The organism is Olsenella uli, from assembly GCF_901212655.1.
Classification (GTDB): domain Bacteria; phylum Actinomycetota; class Coriobacteriia; order Coriobacteriales; family Atopobiaceae; genus Parolsenella; species Parolsenella uli_A.
In genome coordinates, this window is the sequence record NZ_CAAKON010000021.1 from 108,323 (window position 1) to 131,259 (window position 22,937).

Below are 22,937 nucleotides of genomic sequence, written 5' to 3' on the forward strand. Positions count from 1 at the left end.
CGGACGCCCTCGCCTACCTGCCATGCTTGCCCGAGATCACGAAGCGCACGAACAGCGTGAGCGACGTCACCACGGCGCCGATGCCAAAGCCCATGTAGAGCAGCTCGAACGCATCGGTGCCGTGGATGAGCTGGCCCAGGAAGTAGACGCCCATCACCACGACGATGACACCCACGAGCTTCTCCTTGAGGTCGTCGAGGTCGCGGATCTCGAGCCACTCGGGCATGTGGACGTCCGGGTCAATGAAGAGCGAGTAGAGGCCCACCGCCATGATGTACATGACGATGGAGAGCAGAAAGAAGTCCGCGCACTCGATGTACTCAACGAGCATCGTCTGCATGTCGAGCTCGCCGCGCAGCACGCCCGTGGTAATGACGCCCACGTCCATCAGCGTGCGGATGGTGAGCGTGAGCGCCGCCACGAGCAGCCCCACGCTGGGGATGGCAGCCATGAATCTCGTGCCGGCAATGATGCCCTGCTGCACGCTGTGCCCGCCGATGCCCTTGCCCGGATCCTGGGGACTCTCCGGGCCACATTCTGCGAGCGCTGGGCGAGGGGGCATCTGGGTGTTGGCGTCTTCTCGGCTGGCCATGTGTCTCCTGACTCGCGGGTTCGGTTACCTCCATTGTGCGGTACGCGGCGCCCGTACACTGTCCTTGCGCTGTGCTGGCCACCAAAGGGGGCCCAGCTGCCACCGAGCGGACTGTGCTGGCCACCGCACGAGCCAAAACACGCCAGCCGCACAGCCACGCCCGCAACATCGGCCGCCGCGTTGTGCCAAACTGGAGCGCCGACATGACCATGGCCGCGTCCGCTCGTCAGCACCCGGGGCGCGACACTCCCGAAAGGGGATCCCATGCTCAGAATCGGGCTGCTCACCAGCGGCGGAGACTGCCAGGCGCTCAACGCCACCATGCGTGGCGTCGTGAAGACCATCCTCAACAAGTCCAAGGAGCCCGTCGAGATCTGGGGCATCGAGGACGGCTACCAGGGCCTCATCTACGGCCGCTGGCACAAGCTCGAGTGGCAGAACCTCTCTGGCGTCCTCACCCAGGGCGGCACCATCCTCGGCACGAGCCGCACTCCCTTCAAGCGCCTCGACACGCCCGAGGCCGACGGCGTGGACAAGGTGCCTGCCATGAAGCGCAACTACAACAAGCTCAAGCTCGACTGCCTCTTCATGCTGGGCGGCAACGGCTCCACCAAGACCGCCAACCGCCTGGCGCAGGAGGGCTTGAACATCATCGCCCTGCCCAAGACCATCGACAACGACACCTGGGGCACCGACATCACCTTTGGCTTCACGAGCGCCATCGACGTGGCCACGCGCTGCATCGACGACATCCACACCACGGCAAGCAGCCACGGGCGCGTCTTCGTGATCGAGATCATGGGCCACAAGGTGGGCTGGATTCCGCTGCATGCGGGCATCGCGGGCGGTGCGGACGTCATCCTCATCCCCGAGATCCCCTACGAGATGGAGAACGTGGTCAAGGCCATCGAGCAGCGCGAGAAGGACGGCGGTCGCTTCGCCATCGTGGTGGTAGCCGAGGGCGCCATCACCAAGGAGGAGGCCGCCATGCCCAAAAAGGCCTACAAGAAGAAGGTGGCCGCCCGCGTGAAGCCCTCCGTGGCCTACGACATCGCCGAGGAGATTGCCCAGCGCACGGGACGCGAGGTGCGCGTGGCGGTGCCGGGCCACACCCAGCGCGGCGGCGCGCCCGATTCCCAGGACCGCATCTTTGCCACGCAGTGTGGCGTCGAGGGTGCGCTCGCCTGCCTGCGCGGCGAGTTTGGCATCATGGTGGCCAAGCGCAACAACAAGATGTGCTGCGTGCCGCTCACCGAGGTTGCCGGGAAGCTCAAGTACGTGGACCCGGAGAGCGACCTGGTCCGAGAGGCCAAGGCGCTCGGCATCTCGTTCGGCGACTAGCGCCCCCCACATAAGGTCCCGCCGGTCGGGGCCGCCGGCATCCGTGCGCTCGGGTCACTTGCTGCGCAAGTCCCTTAGCCCTCGCGAACGGATGCCGGCGGCCCCGACCTGCGTTGTCTCGCTTAGGGGCGCTAGGCGACGAACGGATGCGGTACGCCGGGCCGAACCAGGGAGCTCGCCTAACTTGATGGGGACGAGGGAGGCCGCTCGTGCCTTTGGCGCGAGCGGCCTTTTGGTTAGCCCAGGATGGTGGCGAGGTCAGCCTCGGGGGTGGAGGTGGGGTGGATGTCGTAGCCTTCGACGAGGGTGTTGAGCACGTTCGGACTCACGAAAGCCGGTAGGGTCGGACCCAGGTAGATGCCCTTGAGGCCCAGGTCGAGCAGGGTGAGCAGAATCGCGACGGCCTTCTGCTCGTACCAGGAGAGCACGAGCGTGAGCGGGAGGTCGTTCACGCCGCAGCCAAATGCCTCGGCAAGTGCCGTGGCCACCACGAGGGCGCTGTAGGCGTCGTTGCACTGGCCCATGTCGAGCAGGCGCGGCAGCCCGCCGACGGTGCCCAGGTCAAGGTCGTTGAAGCGGTACTTGCCGCAGGCCAGCGTAAGCACGAGCGTGTCCGCGGGCGTCTGCTTCACGAACTCCGTATAGTAGTTGCGGCCCGGGCGCGCGCCGTCACAGCCGCCCACGAGGAAGATGTGCCTCACCACGCCACTCTTCACGGCCTCGATGACCTTGTCGGCCACGCCGAGCACCGCATCGTGCCCAAATCCCGTAGTCACCTTCGTGCCGCCGTTGATACCCGTGAGCTCCTGCCGCTCCGCGTAGCCGCCCAGCTCGATGGCCCGCTCGATGAGGGCGGAGAAGTGCTTCGTGCCGTCCTCAGCCACATCAATGTGGACGGCACCCGGGAACTCCACCACGCCCGTGGTGAACACGCGGTCCTCATAGCTCGCCTTGGGGCGCATGAGGCAGTTCGTAGTGAAGAGCACCGGCGCGGGCAGGCCGTCAAACTCGTGGCGCTGGTTCTGCCAGGCCGTGCCGAAGTTGCCCTTGAGCTGCGGGTGCTTGGCAAGCTCGGGATAGGCGTGGGCGGGCAGCATCTCGCCATGGGTGTAGATGTTCACGCCACGGCCATCGGTCTGCTCGAGGAGTTGCTTCAGGTCCTTGAGGTCATGACCGGTGACAACGATGAAGGGACCGGGCTCCACGGCGAGCGACACCTCGGCGGGCGCAGGCATGCCAAAGGTCTCGGTGTTTGCCTGGTCGAGCAGGCGCATGCAGGCGAAGTTGGCCTTGCCCACCGAGAGGGCAACGGGCAGCAGGTCCGCCACACCAGCCTCGGACCCCAGGGCGCGCAGGCACCGATAGAAGTCCGCGGCAAGCGCCTCGTCCGTGTAGCCGAGCACGAAGCCGTGGTGCGCGTAGGCGGCCATGCCGCGCAGGCCAAAGAGGATAAGGGACTTCACGGAGCGGATGTCTTCGTTGGCCGCGTTCCACAGCTGGTCGAGGTCGTACTCCTCGGGTGCCACGCCGCCGTTGAGCCCTGCCGCAAACTCGCGCACGCGCCCGGTGAGCGCCCGGACGGCGCCCGCGTCAAAGTCCACGTTCGTGACGCAGGCGAACAGGGCCTCGAGCATGAGCTCGTCGGTCTTCGCATCCGTTGGGTTGCCCTCGACGGCGCGAGCAAGACCCACGAGCGCCCCGGTAAGCTCGTCCTGATCGTGGGCCGTGACCGCGTCCTTTCCACACACGCCCGCCGAGCCGGCGCATCCCGAGCAGCCGGCCGTCTGTTCGCACTGGAAGCAGAACATGGATGCGAGCTTGCTGGTATCGATGTCGACCATGCGATGTCCTCTCCTTGGTGATCGTCAGCTCCGGAAGTGGCGCCACGGGCTCACGCGCCGTCACGCCTATCCCTGGCTTCTCGGCACCAGCGCCGCGCGCGAGACAAAGCGGCGCCAGGACTTCGCGCAGGCCATGGCGCAAGCGCCTCGCCCGGGCGCTCTTGGCAACAGTGCCACACACGAGACTCGTTACGTCGACGCCTCGCGAGCATCTCGAGCTGTGCCCCTTCCGGCAAGGAAGGACTATACGGTGGTGACTACGACGTGTATGTTGTTTACACAACACAATGCGTCATTCGGACACAAAGAAGCGTCCACGTCCCGGCAGCATCAGCCGAAAGGTGCCGGTCCCCCGCGAAAGACCGCCGCTCAAACCCCAAGTCGTCAACGCTCAAGCAAAAGGAGCCACCCATGGACGAAACCCACCTCGCACGACTCGCCACCACGCCGCTCTTCCGCGGCATCAGGGACGAGGAGCTTCCCACGCTCCTCGGCTGCCTGGACGCGCACCGCCGCACGTACGACGCGGAGGAGGCCATCTTACGGATGGGCGACACGGTTCGCTCGCTCGGCATCGTGCTCGCAGGCGGTGTTCGCATAGAGCGGGCAGACCCGTGGGGAAACACCGCCGTCCTCGGCTTTGCCGGTGCGGGCGACGTCTTTGCCGAGAGCTACGCCTGCGCGCCCGACATGCCCCTGCTCGTGAACGTCGTTGCGGCGGAGCCGACGGAGGCGCTGTTCCTCGACGTTCGGCGCATCGCCACCATGTGCCCCGGCGCCTGCGCCTACCACGGCAAGTTGCTCGCCAACCTGCTCGCCATCTCTGCACGCAAGAACATCGAGCTCTCGCGCCGCGCCTTCCACACAAGCCCCAAGACGATGCGCGGCAAGCTGCTCTCGTACCTCTCTGCGGAGGCCACGCGCACAGGATCGCGACGGTTCACAATTCCCTTCAACCGCCAACAGCTCGCAAACTACCTCGGGGTGGATCGCAGCGCGCTCTCGAGCGAGCTAAGCCGCATGCAGCGCGACGGCCTCATCAAGACGAGGCGAAGCGACTTCGAGCTATTGTGTGACACGCACGAGTAGCCGCCGCGCGGACCGGCGGCCGCCACGCTTGCAGGCGGCCGCCACGCGTGCGGGCGCCACCGCGTGCGCAGGCAGTCACTGCACGCGCAGTCGGCCGTCGCGCGCAAGCGATCGACACACACCGAACATATAAGCCCCGAAAGAAGGAGCCTCATGAGCGAACCCCTAAACGTTCTCGTCCTGCTGCCCCTGAGCGAGGAGCAGCGCGCCCGGCTCGAGTCCGGCGCCCCCTTCGCGAGCTTCACCTACGCAAGCTACGAGGACGCCACGCCCGAGCAGGTTGGCGCGGCCGAAGTCATCGTTGGCAACCTCGCGCCAAGCCGTCTGGAAGAGGCAACGAGCCTCCGCCTGCTGCAGCTCAACTCCGCCGGCTACGACAACTACCTCGCCTCGATCGGGCTCTCGCCCAAGGCAGCGCTCTGCTCGGCAAGCGGCGCCTACGGGCAGGCAGTCTCCGAGCACCTGCTCGTCATGCTGCTCTCGCTCATGAAGAACCTGCCTGCCTACCGCGACGACCAGCGCGCCCACGTCTGGGGAGACCGCGGGCCCTCTGTCACCATCACCGGGGCGAGCGTCCTCGTGCTGGGCGCAGGTGACATCGGGGGTCACTTCGCCCGGCTCGCCTCGGCGCTCGGGGCGCACGTCACGGGCGTGAGACGCCACGCTGCGGAACCGGGACCGGGCTTCGAGTCCATGGGCACGATGGACGAGCTGCCCAGCCTCCTTGGGCAGGCGGACGTCGTGGCGTCGTTTCTCCCAAGCACGACCAAGACGCGCGGCGTCGCGAACGCCAGCTTCTTCGCGGCCATGAGGCCCGGCGCCTACTTCGCAAACGGCGGCCGCGGGGACCTCGTGGACACCCAGGCCCTCATCGACACGCTTAAGCGCGGGCACCTGGCGGGAGCCGCCCTCGACGTCACGAACCCGGAGCCGCTACCGGCGGACCACCCGCTCTGGGACGCCCCGAACGCCCTCGTCACCCCGCACGTCTCGGGCGGCTTCCACCTGCCCGTCGTGCTCGACAACATCGTCGACATCGCCATCGAGAACCTGGGACACCTCCAGGAAGGCACCGAGCTCAGGAACCTCGTCCGCCGCTAGCGGCCCTGGGGCGCGCGCCACCCCGTTGTCCTACTTGCCGCCAAACAGGTCGCGCACGCGGTCGCGCAGGTGGGCGCGGTCGATGGCGTCGTCATAGCGCGTGAAGCGAATCTGCGGGAACGCCTCGAAGAAGCGCAGGTCCCTGCGGCCAAGCTGCGACACGGCCGCATCCGTGGCGGCAGAGAGCCACTCGGGTAGCTCCGGCAGCTCGAGCTTGGAGGGCATGCGCTCGGCAAGACGGTTGAGTGCACCCGCCGAGGCGTCCCTCGTGCGCTCGTACGCCTCCCCCACGCGCTCGACCGCCTCGGGCGGGAGCCGCTCGATCATGCGCTCGGAGACCTCACCCAACTGATTGTTGAGCCTGAGCGAGATCTCGCAGCGCAGCTGCTCGAGGCGGGACGAGAGCCTACGCCAGCTCGCCATGGCAAACACGAGGTCGACCGCGAGCAGAACCGCGCATGCCGCGGCCACGAGCGCGAGCACGGCGGCCGGCACGTGGCCGAGCACCAAGTTCAGCGCCGGCTGGGTCACCTTACACACCAGCGTGGCGCCCGCCCCAAAGAGCAGAAAGCCATAGAGGCAGACGCGCCCCTTGATGTTGAACGGCTGGTCCTCGTAGTTCCAGAACCGCGCGCCCGTGATGTGCTCGAGCATGAGCCCCACCACGTACTCGATGCCGCAGCACACCACGCCCGCAGCCAGGAACTGGGCCAGCACGGCGTCGATGCCGCGCAAAAGAAGCCAGCAGACGAGCGCGCCCACGCCGTAGATGGGGCAGACCGGGCCGAGTAGAAAGCCGCTGTTGACGAACCTCCCCCGGTTCATGAGGCCGCAGGCAGTGGACTCCCAGGCCCAGCCCACGAAGCTGTAGACGAGAAACGAGAGGAAGAGCGCGGCAAGCGGCGCCTGGGGCACGAAGGCCGTGCCGAGGTCGTAGGCGCTCATGCCCCGGCCCTCCTCAGCCACGCGGGCAAGAGGCGCGACGGGACGCGAGGGACAAGCGTCTCACGCAGGGCCACCAGCTTGTCGGCACAGCACACGATCCAGGCCTCGCGGCAGCAGGGAGGGATCGGCACGAGCGGAAACATGTGACGAACGATGATGTTGCGCTCGCGGGCGCCGAGCCGGAAGTCCGCCTCGGCGTTGCGCAAGGCCGTGAAGGGATGCCGAAAGCCGTGGAGCCGGTGCGAGGGGTCGGGAACATGCCAATCGTAGAGGAAGTAGTCGTGCAGCAGCGCCCCACGCAGGAGCGACGCGCGGTCGACGCGGATGCCACGGCGCCCGAGGGCATCGGCCATGCGCAGGCTCTGGAGCGCCACGGAGCAGACGTGGGCGTACACCGAGACGTCGCCGTGCTGCACGAAGCCTCGGCACTCCCCCAGCCTTCCTTCGTATTCGAGCCGGGCCGCCTCGCGGCGCACCTCGGCCGCACGGCGTGCCTCTTCCGCGGGGCGCGCCCCATCTCCATGTCGCGTCCTGTCAGACAGATTCAATGCTCGCTCCTGACCACAGCCCTGCCCTCAGTGCCATCCTACGGACGCGGCCCCCTTCTTCACGCAGCCCGCTACCAGCGCGCAGGAACCACCCCGTACGCCAACGCCGCAAAACCGCTCCCCGGTCTTGCGTCGCCCCTGGATAGAGCCGTTCGCCCGGTACCTTAGTTGCTTATCCACAACTCATATACCCAAGTGTGCAACACTAGAAGTTCTCGAAAGCCGATGATGGAAGGAATGGGTCGCATGTATCTCGAGGGCATACACACACCCGAGGACCTGCGCGCCCTCCCGGCGTCCGCCATGTCCGCGCTCTGCGAGGAGATTCGCTCCGCCATCATAGCGAGCTCCGCCGCCGTGGGTGGCCACGTTGGCCCCAACCTCGGCATCGTCGAGCTCACGGTTGCCCTCCACCGCGTCTTCCGCTCGCCGGTGGACAAGCTCGTCTTTGATGTCTCCCACCAGACCTACGCCCACAAGATGCTCACCGGGCGCGCCCAGGCGTTCCTGGACCCCTCCCGTTACGGCGAGGTCTCCGGGTTCACGAGCCCCGCGGAAAGTGAGCACGACCTCTTTGCCATGGGCCATACCTCCACCTCCATAAGCCTCGCCTGCGGCCTCGCCAAGGCGCGCGACCTCAGGGGCGAGCACCACGACGTCGTGGCCGTCATCGGCGACGGCTCGCTTTCGGGCGGGCTCGCGTTCGAGGGCCTCGACAACGCCGCCGAGCTCGGCGGTGGCCTCATCATCGTGGTGAACGACAACGAGTGGTCCATTGCCGAGGATCACGGTGGTATCTACCAGGGGCTCGCCCACCTGCGGGAGACGCGCGGCACGGCCCGTGACAACCTCTTCCGCGCGATGGGCCTCGAGTACCGCTACCTCGAGGAAGGCAACGACGAGGCAGCCTGCGAAGCAGCGCTCGAGAGCCTGCGCGGGAGCGAGAGACCCGTCGTGCTCCATGTGCACACGCGCAAGGGCCTCGGCTTTGCCCCGGCCCTCGCAGACGAGGAGTCCTGGCACCACGTGGGCCCATTCGACCCCGTCACCGGCGAGAAAAGGCACCCCTTCGCGCACGACCAGCATGGCGGCATCGTGGCCACGCCGCCCGAGACCTATGCGGACATCACGGGCTCCTTCCTGCTCGACCGCATGCGCCGCGACCGCTCGCTCGTTGCCATCTCGTCGGCCACGCCCTACATGATGGGTTTTACGCCCGACCGCCGCGCGGCTGCGGGCAGCCAGTTCGTGGACGTGGGAATCGCCGAGGAGCACGCGGCCACCTTTGCCACCGGCCTCGCCCAGGCGGGCGCCACGCCAGTCTGGGGCGTCTATGGGACGTTCCTCCAGCGCACCTACGACCAGCTCTGGCATGACGTCTGCCTCAACGCGGCGCCTGTGGTGATCCTCGTTTTCGGATCCTCCGTCTATGGGACCACCGATGCCACCCACCTTGGGTTTTATGACATCGCGATGCTCGGGGACATGCCCGGGCTCGCCTACCTGGCCCCCACCTGCCGCGAGGAGTACCTCTCCATGCTCGAGTGGGCGCTCGACGGCCGCAGGGGACCCGTGGCCATTCGTGTGCCGGGCAAGGCCGTCGTCTCGAGGCCAAGGGTCCAGCTGTGCGCGAACGGCTATGACAACGCGCCGTTCGAGATGGTACGCGAGGGCGACGAGATGGCGATTCTCGCACTTGGAGCTACGCTGCCGCTGGGCTGTTGCGTGAGCGACGCGCTGGCAGACCGCGGCGTGGGCGCGCGCGTCGTGAATCCGCGCAGGGCCACCTGCCTGGACAAGGGCGCCATCCGAGATGCGGCGCGCGGGGCCAGGCTCGTCATGACCTTGGAGGACGGAGTGCTCGAGGGCGGCTTTGGCGAGCACGTCGCCCGTATCCTGGGTGACTCAGACGCGCACGTGCGCTGCTACGGCCTGCCGCACGGCTTCCCAGACCGCTATGTGCCCGAGGAGCTGCTCAAGAGCTGCGGCATGACCGAGGCCCAGATTGTCGCCGATGCCCTCTCGGACCTGGGCCACGAGTAACGAAGCGTTTGATTGCTCGCGTGGGCCCGGGTTCCGCGGGGCAGGAACGAATCGGGTCCGCACGGGGCCTGCCACCACAAGTTGGATGCCCCATGCAATCGCGAGCTTTTGCGTGACGGCCTCTTGCAGCCATGAACCCCGTGCACTCCCAAAGGCGGAGCCATGGGTCGCCACAAACCGCACTCCGCCCACGAATACGGTCGGTTGCGCTGCCGACATAGAGTTGAGCCCGAGTTGGTCCAAGAAATCGTCCGCACCCCAGCCCTAACCGCACGGCCTGTCCACGAATACGGCCGGTTGCGTTCTTGAGGCAAAGCGACAGGGTAGTTTGTCCAGAAACTCGGCTGATTGCGCAATTGAGGCTTCGGCGACCGAGGCTCAAACGCAACGGGCGCCCCGGCCTTCTCGGCCAAGACGCATCACGGCAGTCGCAACAAGCTATCTACCTGCAGTTTTCTAAACTATCAATAAGAAGCTGTCTATTCAATGCATCCTGCACGGCCCACGTCGCGCACCCGATTCGGCTTTCTCGGCCCTCTTCTCGTGCCTCAACTACGCAATCGCGCGAATCCGTGGACAAACAGGCCCTCTCCACTGCCGCACTACGCAAGCGGCCGGATTCCTGGACAGGAAGGAACCGGAACCTGCTTTTCCCAGGAACCAGAATGCGGAAGCCCGTCACAAGTCTGTCTGGGTTCGCAAACGGCCAGATTCCCGGACAACTGGGACCCGTGCGGAAGAGCGCCAGCCGCCAGCCCCAACGAGCGGTTTCGGAAAGCAACCCAGACGCCCACGATTCACACGCCTCGCAGCAACGGCAGCCGCGCCAGTCAGCGACACCCAACGGCCAGATTCCCGGACAACCGGGAAGGCACGCGGGAGCACGCACAAGCGCCAGCCCCAACGAACGGCTACGTCATGAGCGCGCCGCGGGCGGCCTCGCTCGCGGCGGAGAGGGCCCGAACGGCCACGACACTCCGCTACATCGTCAGCGCGATGCGGGCGGCCTCGCTCGTGGCGGCGAGGGCGGCGTGCAGCTCGGAAGCCCCAGCCTCGCCATTGCCGAGCGCCGCGAGGCCGCGCGCAAGGACAACGTCCACGTCATCGCTCATGACCCCAAGCTCCATGGCGCGCATGGCGTGCGGGGCAATGCCCTGCAACGATACGAGCAGCTGGGCCCTCATGGCCGCGAGCCTGTCCTGAGAGCCGAGCGCGGAGCGCACGTCCACGACCTTGCCCTGGGGAACACCGCGATGGTCGGAGACATGCTCGCTGCGGGCACGCACCGCCTCGGTGAGCTGGCGGATATAGGCGGGGTCGAAGTGGCCGGCGGAGGCATTCAGGCCCTCGATGACCACACCAAAGGCATGGCCGCACGGTACGAAGCCCGGCAGGGCGTCCATGGCGGCGCTCATGGTGGCTCCCAGGCCAACAAGCTCGGCGACGAGCTCGTCCTGGCAGCGGGCGACCTCCTCGATCTGCGCGCGAAGATTGGCGTCATCGGTTCCGGCGACGGCGCCGTGCTGGATGTTCTCGGACATGGGGGCTCCCCTCACTCAAATTGACACCGTAATGGTAGCAGAGTCCGTCAAAGCAAACTGTTGTGCAGACAACAAAAGAGCCTGCCCCGGAAAAACCGGAGGCGGGCCCAACCAGACCGACTTGATGCAGGCACAAGCGTTCTTGGCACCCAGAGCGCCCTCATCCCAACAGACGATCGAGCGTCTAATCCCTGCGCCCAAAGATGGACAGCACGCGTACGAACACGTTGATGATGTCCAGGAACAGGTTGGAAGCGTTGTGCACGGCATTCACGAGCGTGGGCTCGTCCTGCATGGCGCGGTAGAAGTCATAGCCGATGAACCCGCAGAAGACCACGATGACAAGCAGGTCGATGCCCGTCTGGCTTACTCCCATGAGGCCCATCACAACCTGCACCACGATAAGGGCCAAAAGCGACATGCCCAGGATGCCCTGGATCTTCGCGAACGCCCTGGGGAAGGCGATGCCCAGGCACGCAAACGTGGCCGTGAGCCCCGCCGTGGCCAAGAACGCCGTGCTGATGGTCTGAGCGGAGTACATGAGCAGAATCGTCGACGTGGTGAAGCCAAACGAGAGCACGAAGAGCGCGTATCCGGCAAGCGAGAGGCCCACGGACTGCGAGCTTCTCGCGCGGCCCATCATGACAATGCCCGCGATGCTCGCCACCAGGCTCACGATCGTCACCGTGAGGTAGTGGTCGAGCAACAGGAGCAGCACGCGTGTGTCACCAAAGAGGCTCGCGCACGCGCCCATCACAAGAAAGCCCACGAACACGAGCCCCGTGAGCGCGAGGGTGTATCCGCGGAGCGACAGCGGCTTGCCGCTGCCAGCCGAACGCTCCTCCACTACGAAGGGCGAATACGGCTCGATGCCACCCTGGGCATCGAAGGGGTTGCGATTCTCTGCCATATCAGTCCAATCTTCAGGCGCCACCGCTGAGGCGGCTGACGCTCCAAACGTCCTTGAGATGTCTGTACCCACTCCCGCCACACCAGAGTCCGGGCGCCAGCCCTCCATCTGCTCGGCACGGCCGCTGCGCATGCCTGCGTACAAACTAAACCGTCACGTATGCGCTTTGCTCGGCGTGTGCTTGCACGCAAGCTAGACTGGGCCGCCGCGCCCTATGGACCCGGAGCAAACGAGGAGCGTAGCGAAACTCAGGGGGCAGCCCCAACGTGCCCAGCGCAACACCCACATGCGTCCAACAGCCACACACCCAAGCGCCCGGAAGGGAACCCCGCACATGCGCGCTCACCATAGGCAGACCCTCACGGCAGCCAGTCAAAGCACCACTGAACTACGCGTTTGGCTCCAGGTCCTTTCCCACAACGAGGTTCTGAAAGCGGTCTGCTATGAACTCGTCGGAGAAGTGCTGGTCTACATACACGTCAGCCGCATTGGCGGGCGGAATCCCCACGTCGCGCTGCGCCTTGCGGTAGAAGCAGTACACCGTGGCAAGCATGTCCACCACGAGAAACACCGTCATGAAGGTCACGATGACCACCTGGGCACGCGTCGTGGGCTCGCCTATGCGGTAGATGACCTCCGGCATCACGACACGGCACCAAACGAGGCCGATGACGCCCCACGCAAAGAGGAAGCGCCAGGCTATCCACTGCGTGATAGCGTCGGGAAGTCCCAAATAGGTCCATGATTGCGCGTGGAAGAGGTCCTCCATGAGCATGCCCGTGGTCTGCTCGAGGCCGCCGCCCAACGCCGCCGACACCAAAAACACGTGAATCGACGGGGCGGTGCGGAAGTTCCACAGGCAGATGGTGAGCAGCACCGCGCCAAAGCCGTACAGCGGCGAGAAGGGACCCCAGACGAGCCCCACGCGCAGCTCCGTCCGCCCGGAGCTCACGAGCATCCACGTCATCTCGAGGATGAGCCCCGCCACGCTCGCAACCATGAAGATGATCACGTAGTGGTAGAAGCCGGGATGCATGTGGTCGAGCCAGTCGTCCCGGACCGACCTGCGCGCCGCCTTGAGCGCCTTGACCTGCTCTGCCGAGAGGCGCGGTTTGGGCCTCGTGCGCATCTGGGCGTAGGCGGGGTCGCGGCGACGCTTGGCAGCCCTGCGCTCCTGCCTGTCGAGAATGACCTCGTCTGCCACCTCGCGCATGTCCTCTGGCACGCGCCCGCGCCGGGCAAGCTTCCGGAAGCTTTGCCCGCTCGCCCGGCGATACCCCACCGTGCGTGCGATCCAGAGGAACAGCACATAGGCAGCACCCACGAGCATGAGTATGAGCAGAACGCTGACCACGGGCCCATGGCTCCCATCATCGGGTCTTCAGGACGGTTCGGCTCTCCGCTGACACGAGGGCCTTCTGTGCGGAGCACGAGGTGCCCGCCGTCTTCAGGGCCCGCCGCCAACACGACGCCAGCAGCAAGCCACCCGAAGAAGGCTTACAGCACGCACACACCCATGGTACCCAATAAAAAGGACCCCAGCACAGCCGAGGTCCTTGCACATACTTGGAGGCGACGCCCAGATTCGAACTGGGGGTAGGGGCTTTGCAGGCCCATGCCTTACCACTTGGCCACGTCGCCACTGAAAAGGGCCGGCAGCTCGGCCGGCCGCTCATTATCATGGAGCGGACAACGGGGTTCGAACCCGCGACCCCCACCTTGGCAAGGTGGTGCTCTACCAACTGAGCCATGTCCGCGTGCAAGAAAATACTCTACGAAAACCCAGGCATTCGCGCAAGCACTTTTTTGCGAATTTCAGCAAAGGGTTGAGCCTCGTCCGAGGAGCACGCTCCCGAAGGGGCAGAGCCGCGACCGAGAGGTGCGTTCGAGAAGGGGCAGAGCCGCGACCGAGAGGTGTGCTCGCGGTCGCACGCTCCCGCGCCCGCTGCGACTCGAGCCGCCCCACATCCGCGAGGCGAGGCACCGCCCGGCATCCACCGTCGCCACAGAGCGCCTACTCGCCCTCCACCAGGGACAGCGAGATCTTGCCCCGCTCCACGTCCACCGCAAGCACCCAGACGTCCACCACGTCGCCAACCGTCACGACCTCGCTCGGATGCCGCACGAAGCGTCGCGCTAACTTGGAGATGTGCACGAGACCGTCCTGGTGAACGCCCACGTCCACGAAGGCGCCAAAGTCAACGACGTTGCGCACGGTGCCCTTGAGCTTCATGCCGGGCTTGAGGTCCTCGAGGCTACGCACCGAGTGGCTCCAGACCACCTCGGGCGCCTCGTCTCGCGGGTCCCGGCCGGGCTTCTCGAGCTCCCCCACGATGTCTCGCAGCGTGGGTGCGCCACAGCCGAGCTCATCTGCCAGCGCGTCCACGTCGCCCAGGCGTTTGCCGATACCCGGGACGCCACCGGCAGCAAGCGCTTTGGGCCCCACCCCGGCACGCCTGAGCACCTCAAGCGCCACGTCATAGCTCTCCGGGTGGACGCTCGTGGCGTCCAGCGGGTTGTCGCCCCCGGATATACGAAGGAAGCCTGCGCAATTGAGGAAGGCCCTGGGGCCGAGCTTGGGCACATTCTTGAGCTGCCGGCGGTTCGTGAAGGCACCGCGCTCCTCCCGGTAGGACACGATGTTCTTGGCGACGGTTGGCGAGATGCCGCTCACATATCCCAGCAGGCTCGCGCTGGCAGTGTTGACGTCAACGCCCACGCGGTTCACCACGTCCTCCACCACGGCCGCCAGGGCACGCCCCAGCTCCTTCTGGTCGAGGTCGTGCTGATATTGGCCCACGCCAATGGACTGAGGCGGAATCTTCACGAGCTCCGCGAGCGGGTCTTGGAGACGCCGGCCCAGGCTCATGGCGCCGCGCGTGGTGACGTCAAGGTCTGGGTACTCCTTGCTCGCGAGCTCGGAGGCGGAGTACACGGAGGCCCCCGCCTCGTTCACGATGGTGTAGCGAAGGCCATGCCCATACTCCGAGATCCAGCCCGCCACGACCTCCTCCGTCTCCCGGCTTGCCGTACCGTTGCCAATGACCACGGTGTTGGTCGCATGTCGGCTGGCAAGGCGGGTCAGCTCTCGCCTGCTGCCGGCAACGTCTGAGCGCGGCGGCGTGGGATAGATGGTCGTGTGGTCGAGCAGGCCGCCGAACTCGTCCAGCACGGCGACCTTGCAGCCCGTCCTGAAGCCGGGGTCGATGGCGATGACGCGCGCCCCCCTTACCGGACGCTGGGACAGCAGGACCTCGAGGTTCTTGGCAAACACGCGGATGGCGTCCTGCTGCGCGCGCTTCGTGAGCTCGCCGCGCAGCTCGCGCTCGAGCGAGGGCGCCATGAGGCGCTTGTAGCCGTCCGCCACGGCGGCGTCGAGCGCATCGGCAAAGACCCCACGCCGGCGCGGCACGTGCCTGCCAAGGCGAGCGACGGCAACGTCCTTGTCAACGTCGAGGCGAACGCGCAGCTTGCCCTCACGCTCGCCACGGTTCGCGGCCAGCACGCGATGGTTGGGCATCGAGCGGGCAGGCTCCGAGTGTCCGTAGTATTGCTCATAAGGCGTTTTGGCACCCTCGTCCACGGCCTCGGTGACGAGCAGCCCCTCGCGAGCGGTGAAACCGCGCAGGTCCTCCACGCTCTCGGGATCCTCGGCAATGGCCTCGGCGGCGATGTCGCAGGCGCCCGCAAGCGCCTCCTCGGGCGTGGCATAGCCTCCGGCCGCGTTCGCGTAGGAGGCGGCGGCCTCGAGTGCCGAGGAGGCTCCCGCGGCCTGGGAGAGCACGAGCTCGGCAAGAGGCCCCAGTCCGGCATCGCGCGCCTTGGAGGCACGAGTGGTGCGCTTCTTCCTGAAGGGCTTGTAGAGGTCCTCCACGCGCCTCATGACCGTGGCCTCCGTGATCTGGCGCCTCAGCTCAGGCGTCAGCTTGCCCTGCCCGTCGATGGCCCGCAGCACCTCCGCCTTGCGAGCCTCGAGGTTGCGCAGGTAGGCGAGGCGCTCCTCGAGTGCGCGCAGGGCAACGTCGTCGAGCCCGCCCGTGACCTCCTTGCGGTAGCGAGCGACGAACGGGATTGTGTTGCCCGCATCGATGAGCTCCACGACGGCACGTACCTGTCGGGCATCCACGCCCAGCTCGCTCGCAAGCGTCTCGATGATATCCATGGGACTCCTCCTCATGAGCTCCGTCTGGTCGCGCTGGCCATTGCCAACGGGCGGTATGACGCAGCAGGCCTGCAGCCGGGCAGAGTGGGACGAACGGCCCGCTGTCGGCCGCGTCAGCCAGGTAGGCCCAGATTGCCAACTCTCTCGCACAAGCTTCGCAAACAAACCGGACAAAAAAAGCCGACCCGAAGGCCGGCTTGCAAATTCATGGAGCGGACAACGGGGCTCGAACCCGCGACCCCCACCTTGGCAAGGTGGTGCTCTACCAACTGAGCCATGTCCGCGTGCGTGATAGTAAGTTACGGGAACGCGCCAAATAATGCAAGCCCTAAATTAAAAAAACCGCGAGCACATTGCCCGCACAGGGCAAACCGAGTGACTCGTAATTGCCATTTGGGGACATCACGCCCCTGCCAAGCCCCTGGAAGACGAATTCCGAACGCAGCGTCGACGGCCACCCGTCAGTCCTTTGCCACCGCGCGCGCCGCAGGGGGCGTGAAGAGCTTCACGAGCTGCACCATCGTCCCGCAGCCCGTCGTCTTGCGCCGGATGTCCACCGCATCGGCCAGCATGCGCATGAGCTTGATGCCACGGCCACGCTCAATCTCGCCAGGCGCCCCCTCGGAAGACCCGCAGGGAGGTTCCTCGCCTGCCGGCAGCTCAAACCCGTCGCCGCAGTCGGTCACCTCGATGACGACGCGGTCCGGATATGCGGCGATCGTCAGCAGCACGCCCTCGGCACACGTGTGGTCGACGGCATTCCCAAGGGCCTCTCCCCCGGCAAGCGTGAGGTCGAACGCCTCGTCGGGCGTGAGGTCTGTGCGCGCGAGCAGCTCCTCGAGGCGCCGGCGCGCAGCCTGTAGCTGCTCGGCGGGCACGCGCATCGTGCTCTTCCACACGGGCAGCACCATGGGGTCGAGCGCGGGAATCGCGGGCTTGGGGGCGTTTCTACGCACGGGGATGAAGTCGACGAGACGGCAGATGCACAGCATGCGGTACACATCGTCGCTCACGCAGATAAGGGAGAGCTGACCGCCACGGTCTGCCAGCCGCCTCGCCGTAGCAAGGATGAGGCCCATCCCAAGGCTGTCCACATACTCCGTGCACGCGAGGTTGAGGATGACACGCGTGCAGCCCTCCGCGATACGCTGCTCGAGATAGCTGCGCACCCTTGGGACGGAGGCGACGTCCAGGTCGCCCTCGAGGGGAATCACGAGTATGTCGGATGCAGTAGCCATGTGGCCATTTTGCCCAGCATCCCCGCCCACTAACCTTGCAAGCTTGATTTAGGTGCCAGCGGCGCACATTCCCTGGCAAGTGACGCCAAGCGGGCGGAGCCCGGCGCCAGGGATCGACGCCCACCACCCGACGTCCAACGAGTGGAGGCCGACGCCGGGCACCGGTACACGACACCCTACGCCCTAGGTCCTACGCCCTAGGCCCTACGCGCAGCCTATCCCTTCGAGCGCGAGGAACGGCGAGCGTGGCCAAGCGTATCGAAGCGCAGCGCAACCATGGCAACGTCGTCGTCCAGGTTGCGCTCGGTAAACACGTCGAGCCTACCGAGCAACCTTGCCAGCAGCCCGTCAAAGTCAGCCGAGGCTTCGTCCATAACGGCGTCGCGCAGACCCGCCTCGCCAAAGAAGGCACCCGAGGGGCTCCGCGCCTCCGTCACGCCGTCCGTGTAGAGCAGGAGCCTGTCCCCCTCCAAGAGCCGCACGTGACCGTCGCGGTAAATCATGCCCTTGAAGGCACCCACCACGCTGGACTGCTCGTCGAGCGTCTCCATCTCGTTGGTGGAGGCGCGCAGCAGAAGCGCTGGCGGGTGGCCCGCCGAGCAGTAGGTGAGCGTGGCGTGCCTGAGGTCGATCATGCCCACGAACAACGTGGCGAAGGTCTCGAGCCGGGAGAAACCCAGCAGGAAGTCATTGAGCAGCCGCACCATGCGCGCCGGGGGCTGCCCTTCCCACGCGTAGGCCCCAAGCGCCGTCTTGACGGCAGCGGAGACGCTCGCAGCCTCGATGCCCTTGCCCGAGACGTCTCCCAGAATCACGCAGGCGCGCCGATTGGGCAGGCGAATGAGGTCATAGAAGTCACCGCCCACCAGAGCGGTCTTGGTGGCCGAGGAATAGAGGTCGTGGCCCGTGATGCCATCGACGTGCTGGAGCTCGTTTCTCATGCCGTTCTGGAGTGCCTGGGAGATGTGCGTGTCCTTCGTCCGTCGCTCGCCCGCCTCGGCCGTAAGGCGTACGTCGAGCGCCACGCGCCTGAGGAGGTCGAGCTCGCCGTCTTCCAGAGGCTCCTTGTCGAGCGACCGCAGCACGAGGGCCGCCCTGCGCTCGCCTGCGATCGCACCAAGGTCGAGCAGGGCACCCGTGGAGGGACAGCCGCTCCGCGCCAGCCAGGCGGCCAGCTCGGAGCCCCGCGTCATGGGAACCACGGCGATGTCCGCGTCCTGGAAGCCGCAGACCAGCTTGTCGATGGCAAAGGGGAACTCCGTGATGCCACATTCCGGCAGGTCAACCATGCATCTACCCTGGTGCGCACCCACATTGATGGGGACGAGACGCACGTCCATCTCCTCGCAAAGGGTGCGCGCGGCCTCGGAGAGGTCACCATCGAGAATCTGCTCCGGATGGGCGTCGATATGGTCATGGAGGCGGGCGGCAGCGGCATCCAGGCGCTGGCTGCGCTCGGCGTGCATGGCAGAGATGGCGGCGGCGAGCTCCACGGAGAGGTACTGGGCCACCGAGTCCAGCAGGCGCGCGTCGTCCCTGCGGACGGCGCGAGCCTCGGCCCAGCCCACCTCTATGATGGCGATGACATGCCCGCCAAACCACACGGGCACGCAGATGAGGCTCGAGAACGGCGGCACCCGGCGCGCCGGGATGCGGCGACGCACGCCAGCGTCCTCGTCAAGCAGCTCGCGCGTCTGGAGGGCTCCGGAGCGCAGGCTCTCCTCGCTCGGCGGCATGAGGCGCAGGCGCAGCGCCACGCCGGCCTTCGTCACCATCGTCTCGAGTCCCTCGCCATAGGCCATGAACTGCGGAACCGTTCGACCGGAGAGCGAACGCGTGCGGCCACGAAGCCTAAAGCCGTCCGCCTCCGAGAGGAAGATGAGCACGCCGGAGGCGTCGAGGGTGTCGGAGATCTGCTCCAGTACCTCGTTGAAGAGGATGTCCAGGTTCTGGGCGTCGATGGTCTCGAGCACGATGCGCAGGGTGCCCGAGAGGCGTCGGTTCGCGAGGGATAGCTCGTCCACCAGGCGGTCGTGCTCGCGCCTCGCCTCCACGGAGCGGTCTTGCGAACGCATCACGAGCAGGTACGTCTCCCCCGGCGCGCTCACACGGTCGCAGCGGGCGCCAACGATGGTAGCGCCGCCGGAGGCAAGCCGCAGGGAGAGCTCAACGCGCGAGCCATCCGTGGGAAGGGGAATCGTGCTCGCATCTTCCCCATGAACCCGGTTGGCGTCAAACAGAAGGTCGCCCGCACTCGTGCCGATAAGTTCGTGGAGCGCGAGCCCCGTGAGAGCCTCCGCCTGGGGGTTGCCCCCAATGATGCGGCCGTCACCGTCGAAGACGAGCACGGCATCGGAGGTGAGCGACATGAGCGTGGAGAGAACGCCGGGAACTGCCTGGCGGCCAACGCTGCCGATCTTTGCGAGCGCCTTCTGGTCTGACATGGGCCCTCCCCATAGGCTGACGGGAACACGACCGGATTGGCGTCCATGCCTTGGCCGGCGGCACCTTAGGATGGCAGGAGCACTCTGCCTAAATAGCAAAAACGGGCCCGAAGGCCCGTACTTTTGCTGGTGTCGGAGGCGGGACTTGAACCCGCACGACCTTTTAGTCAGTCACTAGCACCTCAAGCTAGCGCGTCTGCCAATTCCGCCACTCCGACTTTCAAGTGCTTAACGATTACCGGATTTCCAGCTCCCGTTGCGCGAGATGTAATATACATGCCCCTCTACCCCCGCGCAAGCCCCATTTTCAAAAATGATTGCCCAGCGATCCTGGTGCCAGCGAAAACGACGCATGTAAGGCCAATCGGCAATCGGCAATCGGTAATCGGTAATCGGTAATCGGTAATCGCAGAATACCGAAGGAAAGGTCATGCAATGCACGCTCGATTGACTTCTTGACAAGACCACATAGCTTCCCAAAAGTCTCTAATCAAACTTGCGTATAACCAAAAAGCCCCACGTCATGAAGACGCGGGGCCCAGAAAGATCGCACGCAAACATGCCGCGCAATAAACCCGATTGACGCAAAGCCAATTGGAAAAAACGAGCTACCCTAACCGATGGTGCCCAGCGGGTAGGTGAGCATGAAGACAACGATCGTGCCGATGAAGACGAGGGCGGCGATGACCGTGAGACGGTCGAGATTGCGCTCCCAGATACCGCTGCCGGCATTGGAGTTGTACATGGACGCCGCAATCATGTCGGAGACGCCCGTGCCCTTGCCGGAGTGCATGAGCACCAGAATGATGAGCGCCACGGCCGAGATGGCCCACGCAACCAGCAGAATCGTATTCATCGGAACCAAGATATTGCTCCTTCAAGCAGGAATCAGCCAAAACAGTTTCTAACAATACCACAAGCCGACGCCCACAAGCCCCAGCTCCAACGAATGCCCAGGGCCCACCCAAGCAAGCTAGAGCCCTTGCGCTCAAGGCCGACTCCTCAGCAGCAGGCCAAACCGGCTTTACCGCAGCGACCCCGATAACAGCAAGAGGCCCGACACACTCCCAAGCGTGAGACTAAGGGACTTGCGAAGCAAGTGACCTCACGCGTGGAGTGTGCCGGGCCTCCCTCAGGTTGACCTAGTCGCTGCTACGCGATCGCGTTCAGGACCATCTCGGAGAACGAGTCGGCCTTGAGCGAGGCGCCACCCACCAGGGCGCCGTCCACATCGGGCTTGGCAACGAGCTCGGCTATGTTGCCGGGCTTGGCGGAGCCACCGTAGAGCACGCGAACCTGGTTCGCGGTCTCCTGGCCAAAGAGCTCGGCGAGGGTGGCGCGGATGGCGCCGCAGACCTCCTGGGCGTCATCGGCCGTGGCGGTCTTGCCGGTGCCGATGGCCCAGATGGGCTCGTAGGCAATGACGTACTTGGAAGGATCGGAGAGGTCGAGGCCCTCGGTGTCCTTCTTGATCTGGTCAACGACGAACTCGACGTGCTTGCCGGCCTCGCGGACCTCAAGCGGCTCGCCGCAGCAGCTGATCGGCACGATGTTGTGCGCCATCAGGGCCTTGGCCTTCTTGTTGACGTCCTCGTCGGTCTCGCCAAAGTAGCCGCGACGCTCGGAGTGGCCGATGATGCAGTACGTGGCGTTGACGGCCGTGAGCATGTCCGGGGCGGTCTCTCCGGTGTAGGCGCCGGACTCCTCCCAGTACACGTTCTGCGCGCCAAGGGCAAACGGGGCGTTGTTCTGGTCGATGACCTCGGAGACGCCCTTGAGGTCGACCGTCGGCGGGCAGACCACGACGTCAACGCCGTTGAGGTCCTTGCCCGCGAGGGCGTCGGCAAGACCCTGGGCGAGGGTGACGCCCTCGGTGTAGGTCTTGTTCATCTTCCAGTTGCCAGCAATCATGAGGTTACGCATCGAGCAGCGCCTCCACTCCAGGAAGGGCCTTGCCCTCGACGAGCTCCATGGACGCGCCACCGCCGGTGGAGATCCAGCTCATCTTGTCGGCAAGGTCAAACTTGTTGATGGCGGCCACGGAGTCGCCACCGCCGATGATCGAGGTGCAGTCAGAGTCGGCAACGGCACGGGCGACGGCCTCGGTGCCCTTGGCGAACTGATCCATCTCGAAGACGCCCATCGGACCGTTCCAGAAGACGGTCTTGGCGCCCTTGATGGCCTCGTCGAAGAGGGCAACGGTCTTGGGGCCGATGTCCATGCCCATGCGGTCGTCGGGGATGTTGTCGGAGTCGACGACCTCGCCCGTGGCGTCCTCGCCAAAGTGATCGGCAACGACGTTGTCGATCGGGAGCAGGATCTTGACGCCCTTGTCCTCGGCCTTCTTGAGCATCTCGCCAGCGCGTTCGACCCAGTCCTCCTCCTTGAGGGAGGTACCAACGGTGTAGCCCTTGGCCAGGAAGAAGGTGTAGGCCATGCCACCGCCGATGATCAGCGTGTCAGCGGAGTCGATGAGGTGATCGAGCACGCCGATCTTGCTGGAGACCTTGGAGCCTCCGACAATGGCGACGAACGGACGCTCGGGGTCGGCGAAGATGCCCGTGAGGGTGTCGACCTCCTTCTCGAGCAGGAAGCCGGCGACAGCCGGGATGTAGGCAGCCGGGCCCACGACGGAGCCCTGGGCACGGTGGGCGGTGCCAAAGGCGTCGAGGACGAAGACGTCACCATAGGAGGCGAGGGTCTTGGCGATCTCGGGGTCGTTCTTCTTCTCGCGCTTGTCAAAGCGGACATTCTCGAGGACGAGGATGTGACCCGGCTCGACGGCGTCAACGGCAGCCTTGGCCTCGGCGCCATAGGTGTCGGCGACGAAGGAAACGGGAAGGCCGCTCATCTCGGCGAGCTTCTCGGCGACCGGCTTGAGGGAGAGCTCGGGCTCGGGGCCGTCGCCCTTGGGGCGGCCGAGGTGGCTCATGAGGATGACGCGGGCGTTGTGCTCGACGAGGTACTTGATCGTGGGCAGTGCGGCCTTGATGCGCGTGGTGTCTCCCACGACGCCATCCTTGATGGGCACGTTGAAGTCGACGCGGCACAGGACGCGCTTGCCGTCGACGTCGATCTCTCGAACAGTCTTCTTGGTAAAGGCCATGCTGTGGTCCTTTCTCTCACAAGTGGGCGGGACTTT

Annotated in this window: 17 protein-coding genes and 4 tRNA genes; 4 read left to right on the top strand and 17 right to left on the bottom strand. The window is 65.8% G+C overall.

The features are described from left to right. Positions 1 to 13: 13 nt before the first annotated feature. Positions 14 to 592: a YqhA family protein gene (locus EFAMC2_RS04165; protein WP_154027394.1), complete on the bottom strand. Its 579-nt coding sequence runs from the start codon at positions 590 to 592 to the stop codon at positions 14 to 16. A 264-nt stretch (positions 593 to 856) separates the two neighbouring features. Here EFAMC2_RS04165 and EFAMC2_RS04170 point away from each other — a divergent pair, with 264 nt between their 5' ends. Then, positions 857 to 1,933, top strand: a complete 1,077-nt coding sequence (locus EFAMC2_RS04170; protein WP_154027396.1) for a 6-phosphofructokinase — start codon at positions 857 to 859, stop codon at positions 1,931 to 1,933. A gap of 236 nt (positions 1,934 to 2,169) precedes the next feature. Here EFAMC2_RS04170 and hcp read toward each other — a convergent pair whose 3' ends face one another. Then, positions 2,170 to 3,774, bottom strand: a complete 1,605-nt coding sequence (gene hcp / locus EFAMC2_RS04175; RefSeq protein ID WP_222838516.1) for a hydroxylamine reductase — start codon at positions 3,772 to 3,774, stop codon at positions 2,170 to 2,172. Positions 3,775 to 4,185: 411 nt separating this feature from the next. Between hcp and EFAMC2_RS04180 the strand changes: the two genes are divergently transcribed. Together EFAMC2_RS04180 and EFAMC2_RS04185 are read left to right on the top strand one after the other, a co-directional pair. Then, a complete protein-coding gene (locus EFAMC2_RS04180) occupies positions 4,186 to 4,863 on the top strand; it encodes a Crp/Fnr family transcriptional regulator (protein ID WP_154027398.1) in 678 nt (225 codons plus the stop codon). Between the two features lie 153 nt (positions 4,864 to 5,016). Next, complete coding sequence (locus EFAMC2_RS04185) at positions 5,017 to 5,964, top strand: D-2-hydroxyacid dehydrogenase (RefSeq protein ID WP_154027400.1); 948 nt, start codon at positions 5,017 to 5,019, stop codon at positions 5,962 to 5,964. A 30-nt stretch (positions 5,965 to 5,994) separates the two neighbouring features. Here the strand turns inward: EFAMC2_RS04185 and EFAMC2_RS04190 are convergent, their stop codons facing one another. Together EFAMC2_RS04190 and EFAMC2_RS04195 are read right to left on the bottom strand one after the other, a co-directional pair. Beyond that, the gene (locus EFAMC2_RS04190; protein ID WP_154027402.1) at positions 5,995 to 6,909 is read right to left on the bottom strand and encodes a putative ABC transporter permease; all 915 of its coding nucleotides are present in this window, start codon (positions 6,907 to 6,909) and stop codon (positions 5,995 to 5,997) included. Then, on the bottom strand, positions 6,906 to 7,325 hold the full coding sequence (locus tag EFAMC2_RS04195; protein WP_315985349.1) for an HD domain-containing protein: 420 nt from the start codon (positions 7,323 to 7,325) through the stop codon (positions 6,906 to 6,908). The genes EFAMC2_RS04190 and EFAMC2_RS04195 overlap by 4 nt, the downstream gene beginning before the upstream one ends. A gap of 369 nt (positions 7,326 to 7,694) precedes the next feature. Here EFAMC2_RS04195 and EFAMC2_RS04200 point away from each other — a divergent pair, with 369 nt between their 5' ends. After that, positions 7,695 to 9,500 (top strand): 1-deoxy-D-xylulose-5-phosphate synthase, encoded by a 1,806-nt coding sequence (locus EFAMC2_RS04200; RefSeq protein WP_315985350.1) that lies wholly within the window; start codon positions 7,695 to 7,697, stop codon positions 9,498 to 9,500. Positions 9,501 to 10,480: 980 nt separating this feature from the next. Here EFAMC2_RS04200 and EFAMC2_RS04205 read toward each other — a convergent pair. From EFAMC2_RS04205 to EFAMC2_RS04265, 13 genes are all read right to left on the bottom strand, one after another. Then, on the bottom strand, positions 10,481 to 11,041 hold the full coding sequence (locus tag EFAMC2_RS04205; protein WP_154027406.1) for a hypothetical protein: 561 nt from the start codon (positions 11,039 to 11,041) through the stop codon (positions 10,481 to 10,483). A 184-nt stretch (positions 11,042 to 11,225) separates the two neighbouring features. Continuing rightward, positions 11,226 to 11,951 carry a Bax inhibitor-1 family protein gene (locus EFAMC2_RS04210; protein WP_187325141.1) on the bottom strand — a complete coding sequence of 242 codons (726 nt, stop codon included), beginning with the start codon at positions 11,949 to 11,951 and terminating at the stop codon, positions 11,226 to 11,228. Between the two features lie 388 nt (positions 11,952 to 12,339). After that, on the bottom strand, positions 12,340 to 13,305 hold the full coding sequence (locus EFAMC2_RS04215) for a putative ABC transporter permease (RefSeq protein ID WP_261980061.1): 966 nt from the start codon (positions 13,303 to 13,305) through the stop codon (positions 12,340 to 12,342). A gap of 213 nt (positions 13,306 to 13,518) precedes the next feature. Further along, a tRNA-Cys gene (locus EFAMC2_RS04220) sits at positions 13,519 to 13,592 on the bottom strand. Between the two features lie 40 nt (positions 13,593 to 13,632). Beyond that, positions 13,633 to 13,708, bottom strand: a tRNA-Gly gene (locus tag EFAMC2_RS04225). A 257-nt stretch (positions 13,709 to 13,965) separates the two neighbouring features. Then, on the bottom strand, positions 13,966 to 16,113 hold the full coding sequence (locus EFAMC2_RS04230; protein WP_187325142.1) for a Tex family protein: 2,148 nt from the start codon (positions 16,111 to 16,113) through the stop codon (positions 13,966 to 13,968). A 208-nt stretch (positions 16,114 to 16,321) separates the two neighbouring features. Then, positions 16,322 to 16,397 (bottom strand) — tRNA-Gly (locus EFAMC2_RS04235). Between the two features lie 177 nt (positions 16,398 to 16,574). Next, positions 16,575 to 17,351, bottom strand: coding sequence for an anti-sigma factor antagonist (locus EFAMC2_RS04240; RefSeq protein WP_154027411.1), 777 nt, complete (start codon positions 17,349 to 17,351; stop codon positions 16,575 to 16,577). A 215-nt stretch (positions 17,352 to 17,566) separates the two neighbouring features. Next, on the bottom strand, positions 17,567 to 19,795 hold the full coding sequence (locus tag EFAMC2_RS04245) for a SpoIIE family protein phosphatase (RefSeq protein ID WP_154027412.1): 2,229 nt from the start codon (positions 19,793 to 19,795) through the stop codon (positions 17,567 to 17,569). A gap of 127 nt (positions 19,796 to 19,922) precedes the next feature. Further along, positions 19,923 to 20,013: transfer RNA gene (locus EFAMC2_RS04250), tRNA-Leu, on the bottom strand. Positions 20,014 to 20,408: 395 nt separating this feature from the next. Next, the gene (gene secG / locus EFAMC2_RS04255) at positions 20,409 to 20,660 is read right to left on the bottom strand and encodes a preprotein translocase subunit SecG (RefSeq protein ID WP_187325143.1); all 252 of its coding nucleotides are present in this window, start codon (positions 20,658 to 20,660) and stop codon (positions 20,409 to 20,411) included. Positions 20,661 to 20,947: 287 nt separating this feature from the next. Continuing rightward, positions 20,948 to 21,718: a triose-phosphate isomerase gene (gene tpiA / locus EFAMC2_RS04260; protein WP_154027413.1), complete on the bottom strand. Its 771-nt coding sequence runs from the start codon at positions 21,716 to 21,718 to the stop codon at positions 20,948 to 20,950. Further along, a complete protein-coding gene (locus tag EFAMC2_RS04265; protein ID WP_154027415.1) occupies positions 21,711 to 22,901 on the bottom strand; it encodes a phosphoglycerate kinase in 1,191 nt (396 codons plus the stop codon). The genes tpiA and EFAMC2_RS04265 overlap by 8 nt, the downstream gene beginning before the upstream one ends. Positions 22,902 to 22,937 lie beyond the last annotated feature (36 nt).

Bases quoted from the DNA above. Each gene is read 5' to 3' on its own strand.
- EFAMC2_RS04230 (WP_187325142.1), bottom strand. From the start codon at position 16,113: ATGGATATCATCGAGACGCTTGCGAGCGAGCTGGGCGTGGATGCCCGA.
- EFAMC2_RS04240 (WP_154027411.1), bottom strand. From the start codon at position 17,351: ATGGCTACTGCATCCGACATACTCGTGATTCCCCTCGAGGGCGACCTG.
- hcp (WP_222838516.1), bottom strand. From the start codon at position 3,774: ATGGTCGACATCGATACCAGCAAGCTCGCATCCATGTTCTGCTTCCAG.
- EFAMC2_RS04265 (WP_154027415.1), bottom strand. From the start codon at position 22,901: ATGGCCTTTACCAAGAAGACTGTTCGAGAGATCGACGTCGACGGCAAG.
- EFAMC2_RS04170 (WP_154027396.1), top strand. From the start codon at position 857: ATGCTCAGAATCGGGCTGCTCACCAGCGGCGGAGACTGCCAGGCGCTC.
- EFAMC2_RS04200 (WP_315985350.1), top strand. From the start codon at position 7,695: ATGGGTCGCATGTATCTCGAGGGCATACACACACCCGAGGACCTGCGC.
- EFAMC2_RS04165 (WP_154027394.1), bottom strand. From the start codon at position 592: ATGGCCAGCCGAGAAGACGCCAACACCCAGATGCCCCCTCGCCCAGCG.
- EFAMC2_RS04205 (WP_154027406.1), bottom strand. From the start codon at position 11,041: ATGTCCGAGAACATCCAGCACGGCGCCGTCGCCGGAACCGATGACGCC.
- EFAMC2_RS04180 (WP_154027398.1), top strand. From the start codon at position 4,186: ATGGACGAAACCCACCTCGCACGACTCGCCACCACGCCGCTCTTCCGC.
- EFAMC2_RS04210 (WP_187325141.1), bottom strand. From the start codon at position 11,951: ATGGCAGAGAATCGCAACCCCTTCGATGCCCAGGGTGGCATCGAGCCG.
- EFAMC2_RS04190 (WP_154027402.1), bottom strand. From the start codon at position 6,909: ATGAGCGCCTACGACCTCGGCACGGCCTTCGTGCCCCAGGCGCCGCTT.
- EFAMC2_RS04185 (WP_154027400.1), top strand. From the start codon at position 5,017: ATGAGCGAACCCCTAAACGTTCTCGTCCTGCTGCCCCTGAGCGAGGAG.
- EFAMC2_RS04245 (WP_154027412.1), bottom strand. From the start codon at position 19,795: ATGTCAGACCAGAAGGCGCTCGCAAAGATCGGCAGCGTTGGCCGCCAG.
- tpiA (WP_154027413.1), bottom strand. From the start codon at position 21,718: ATGCGTAACCTCATGATTGCTGGCAACTGGAAGATGAACAAGACCTAC.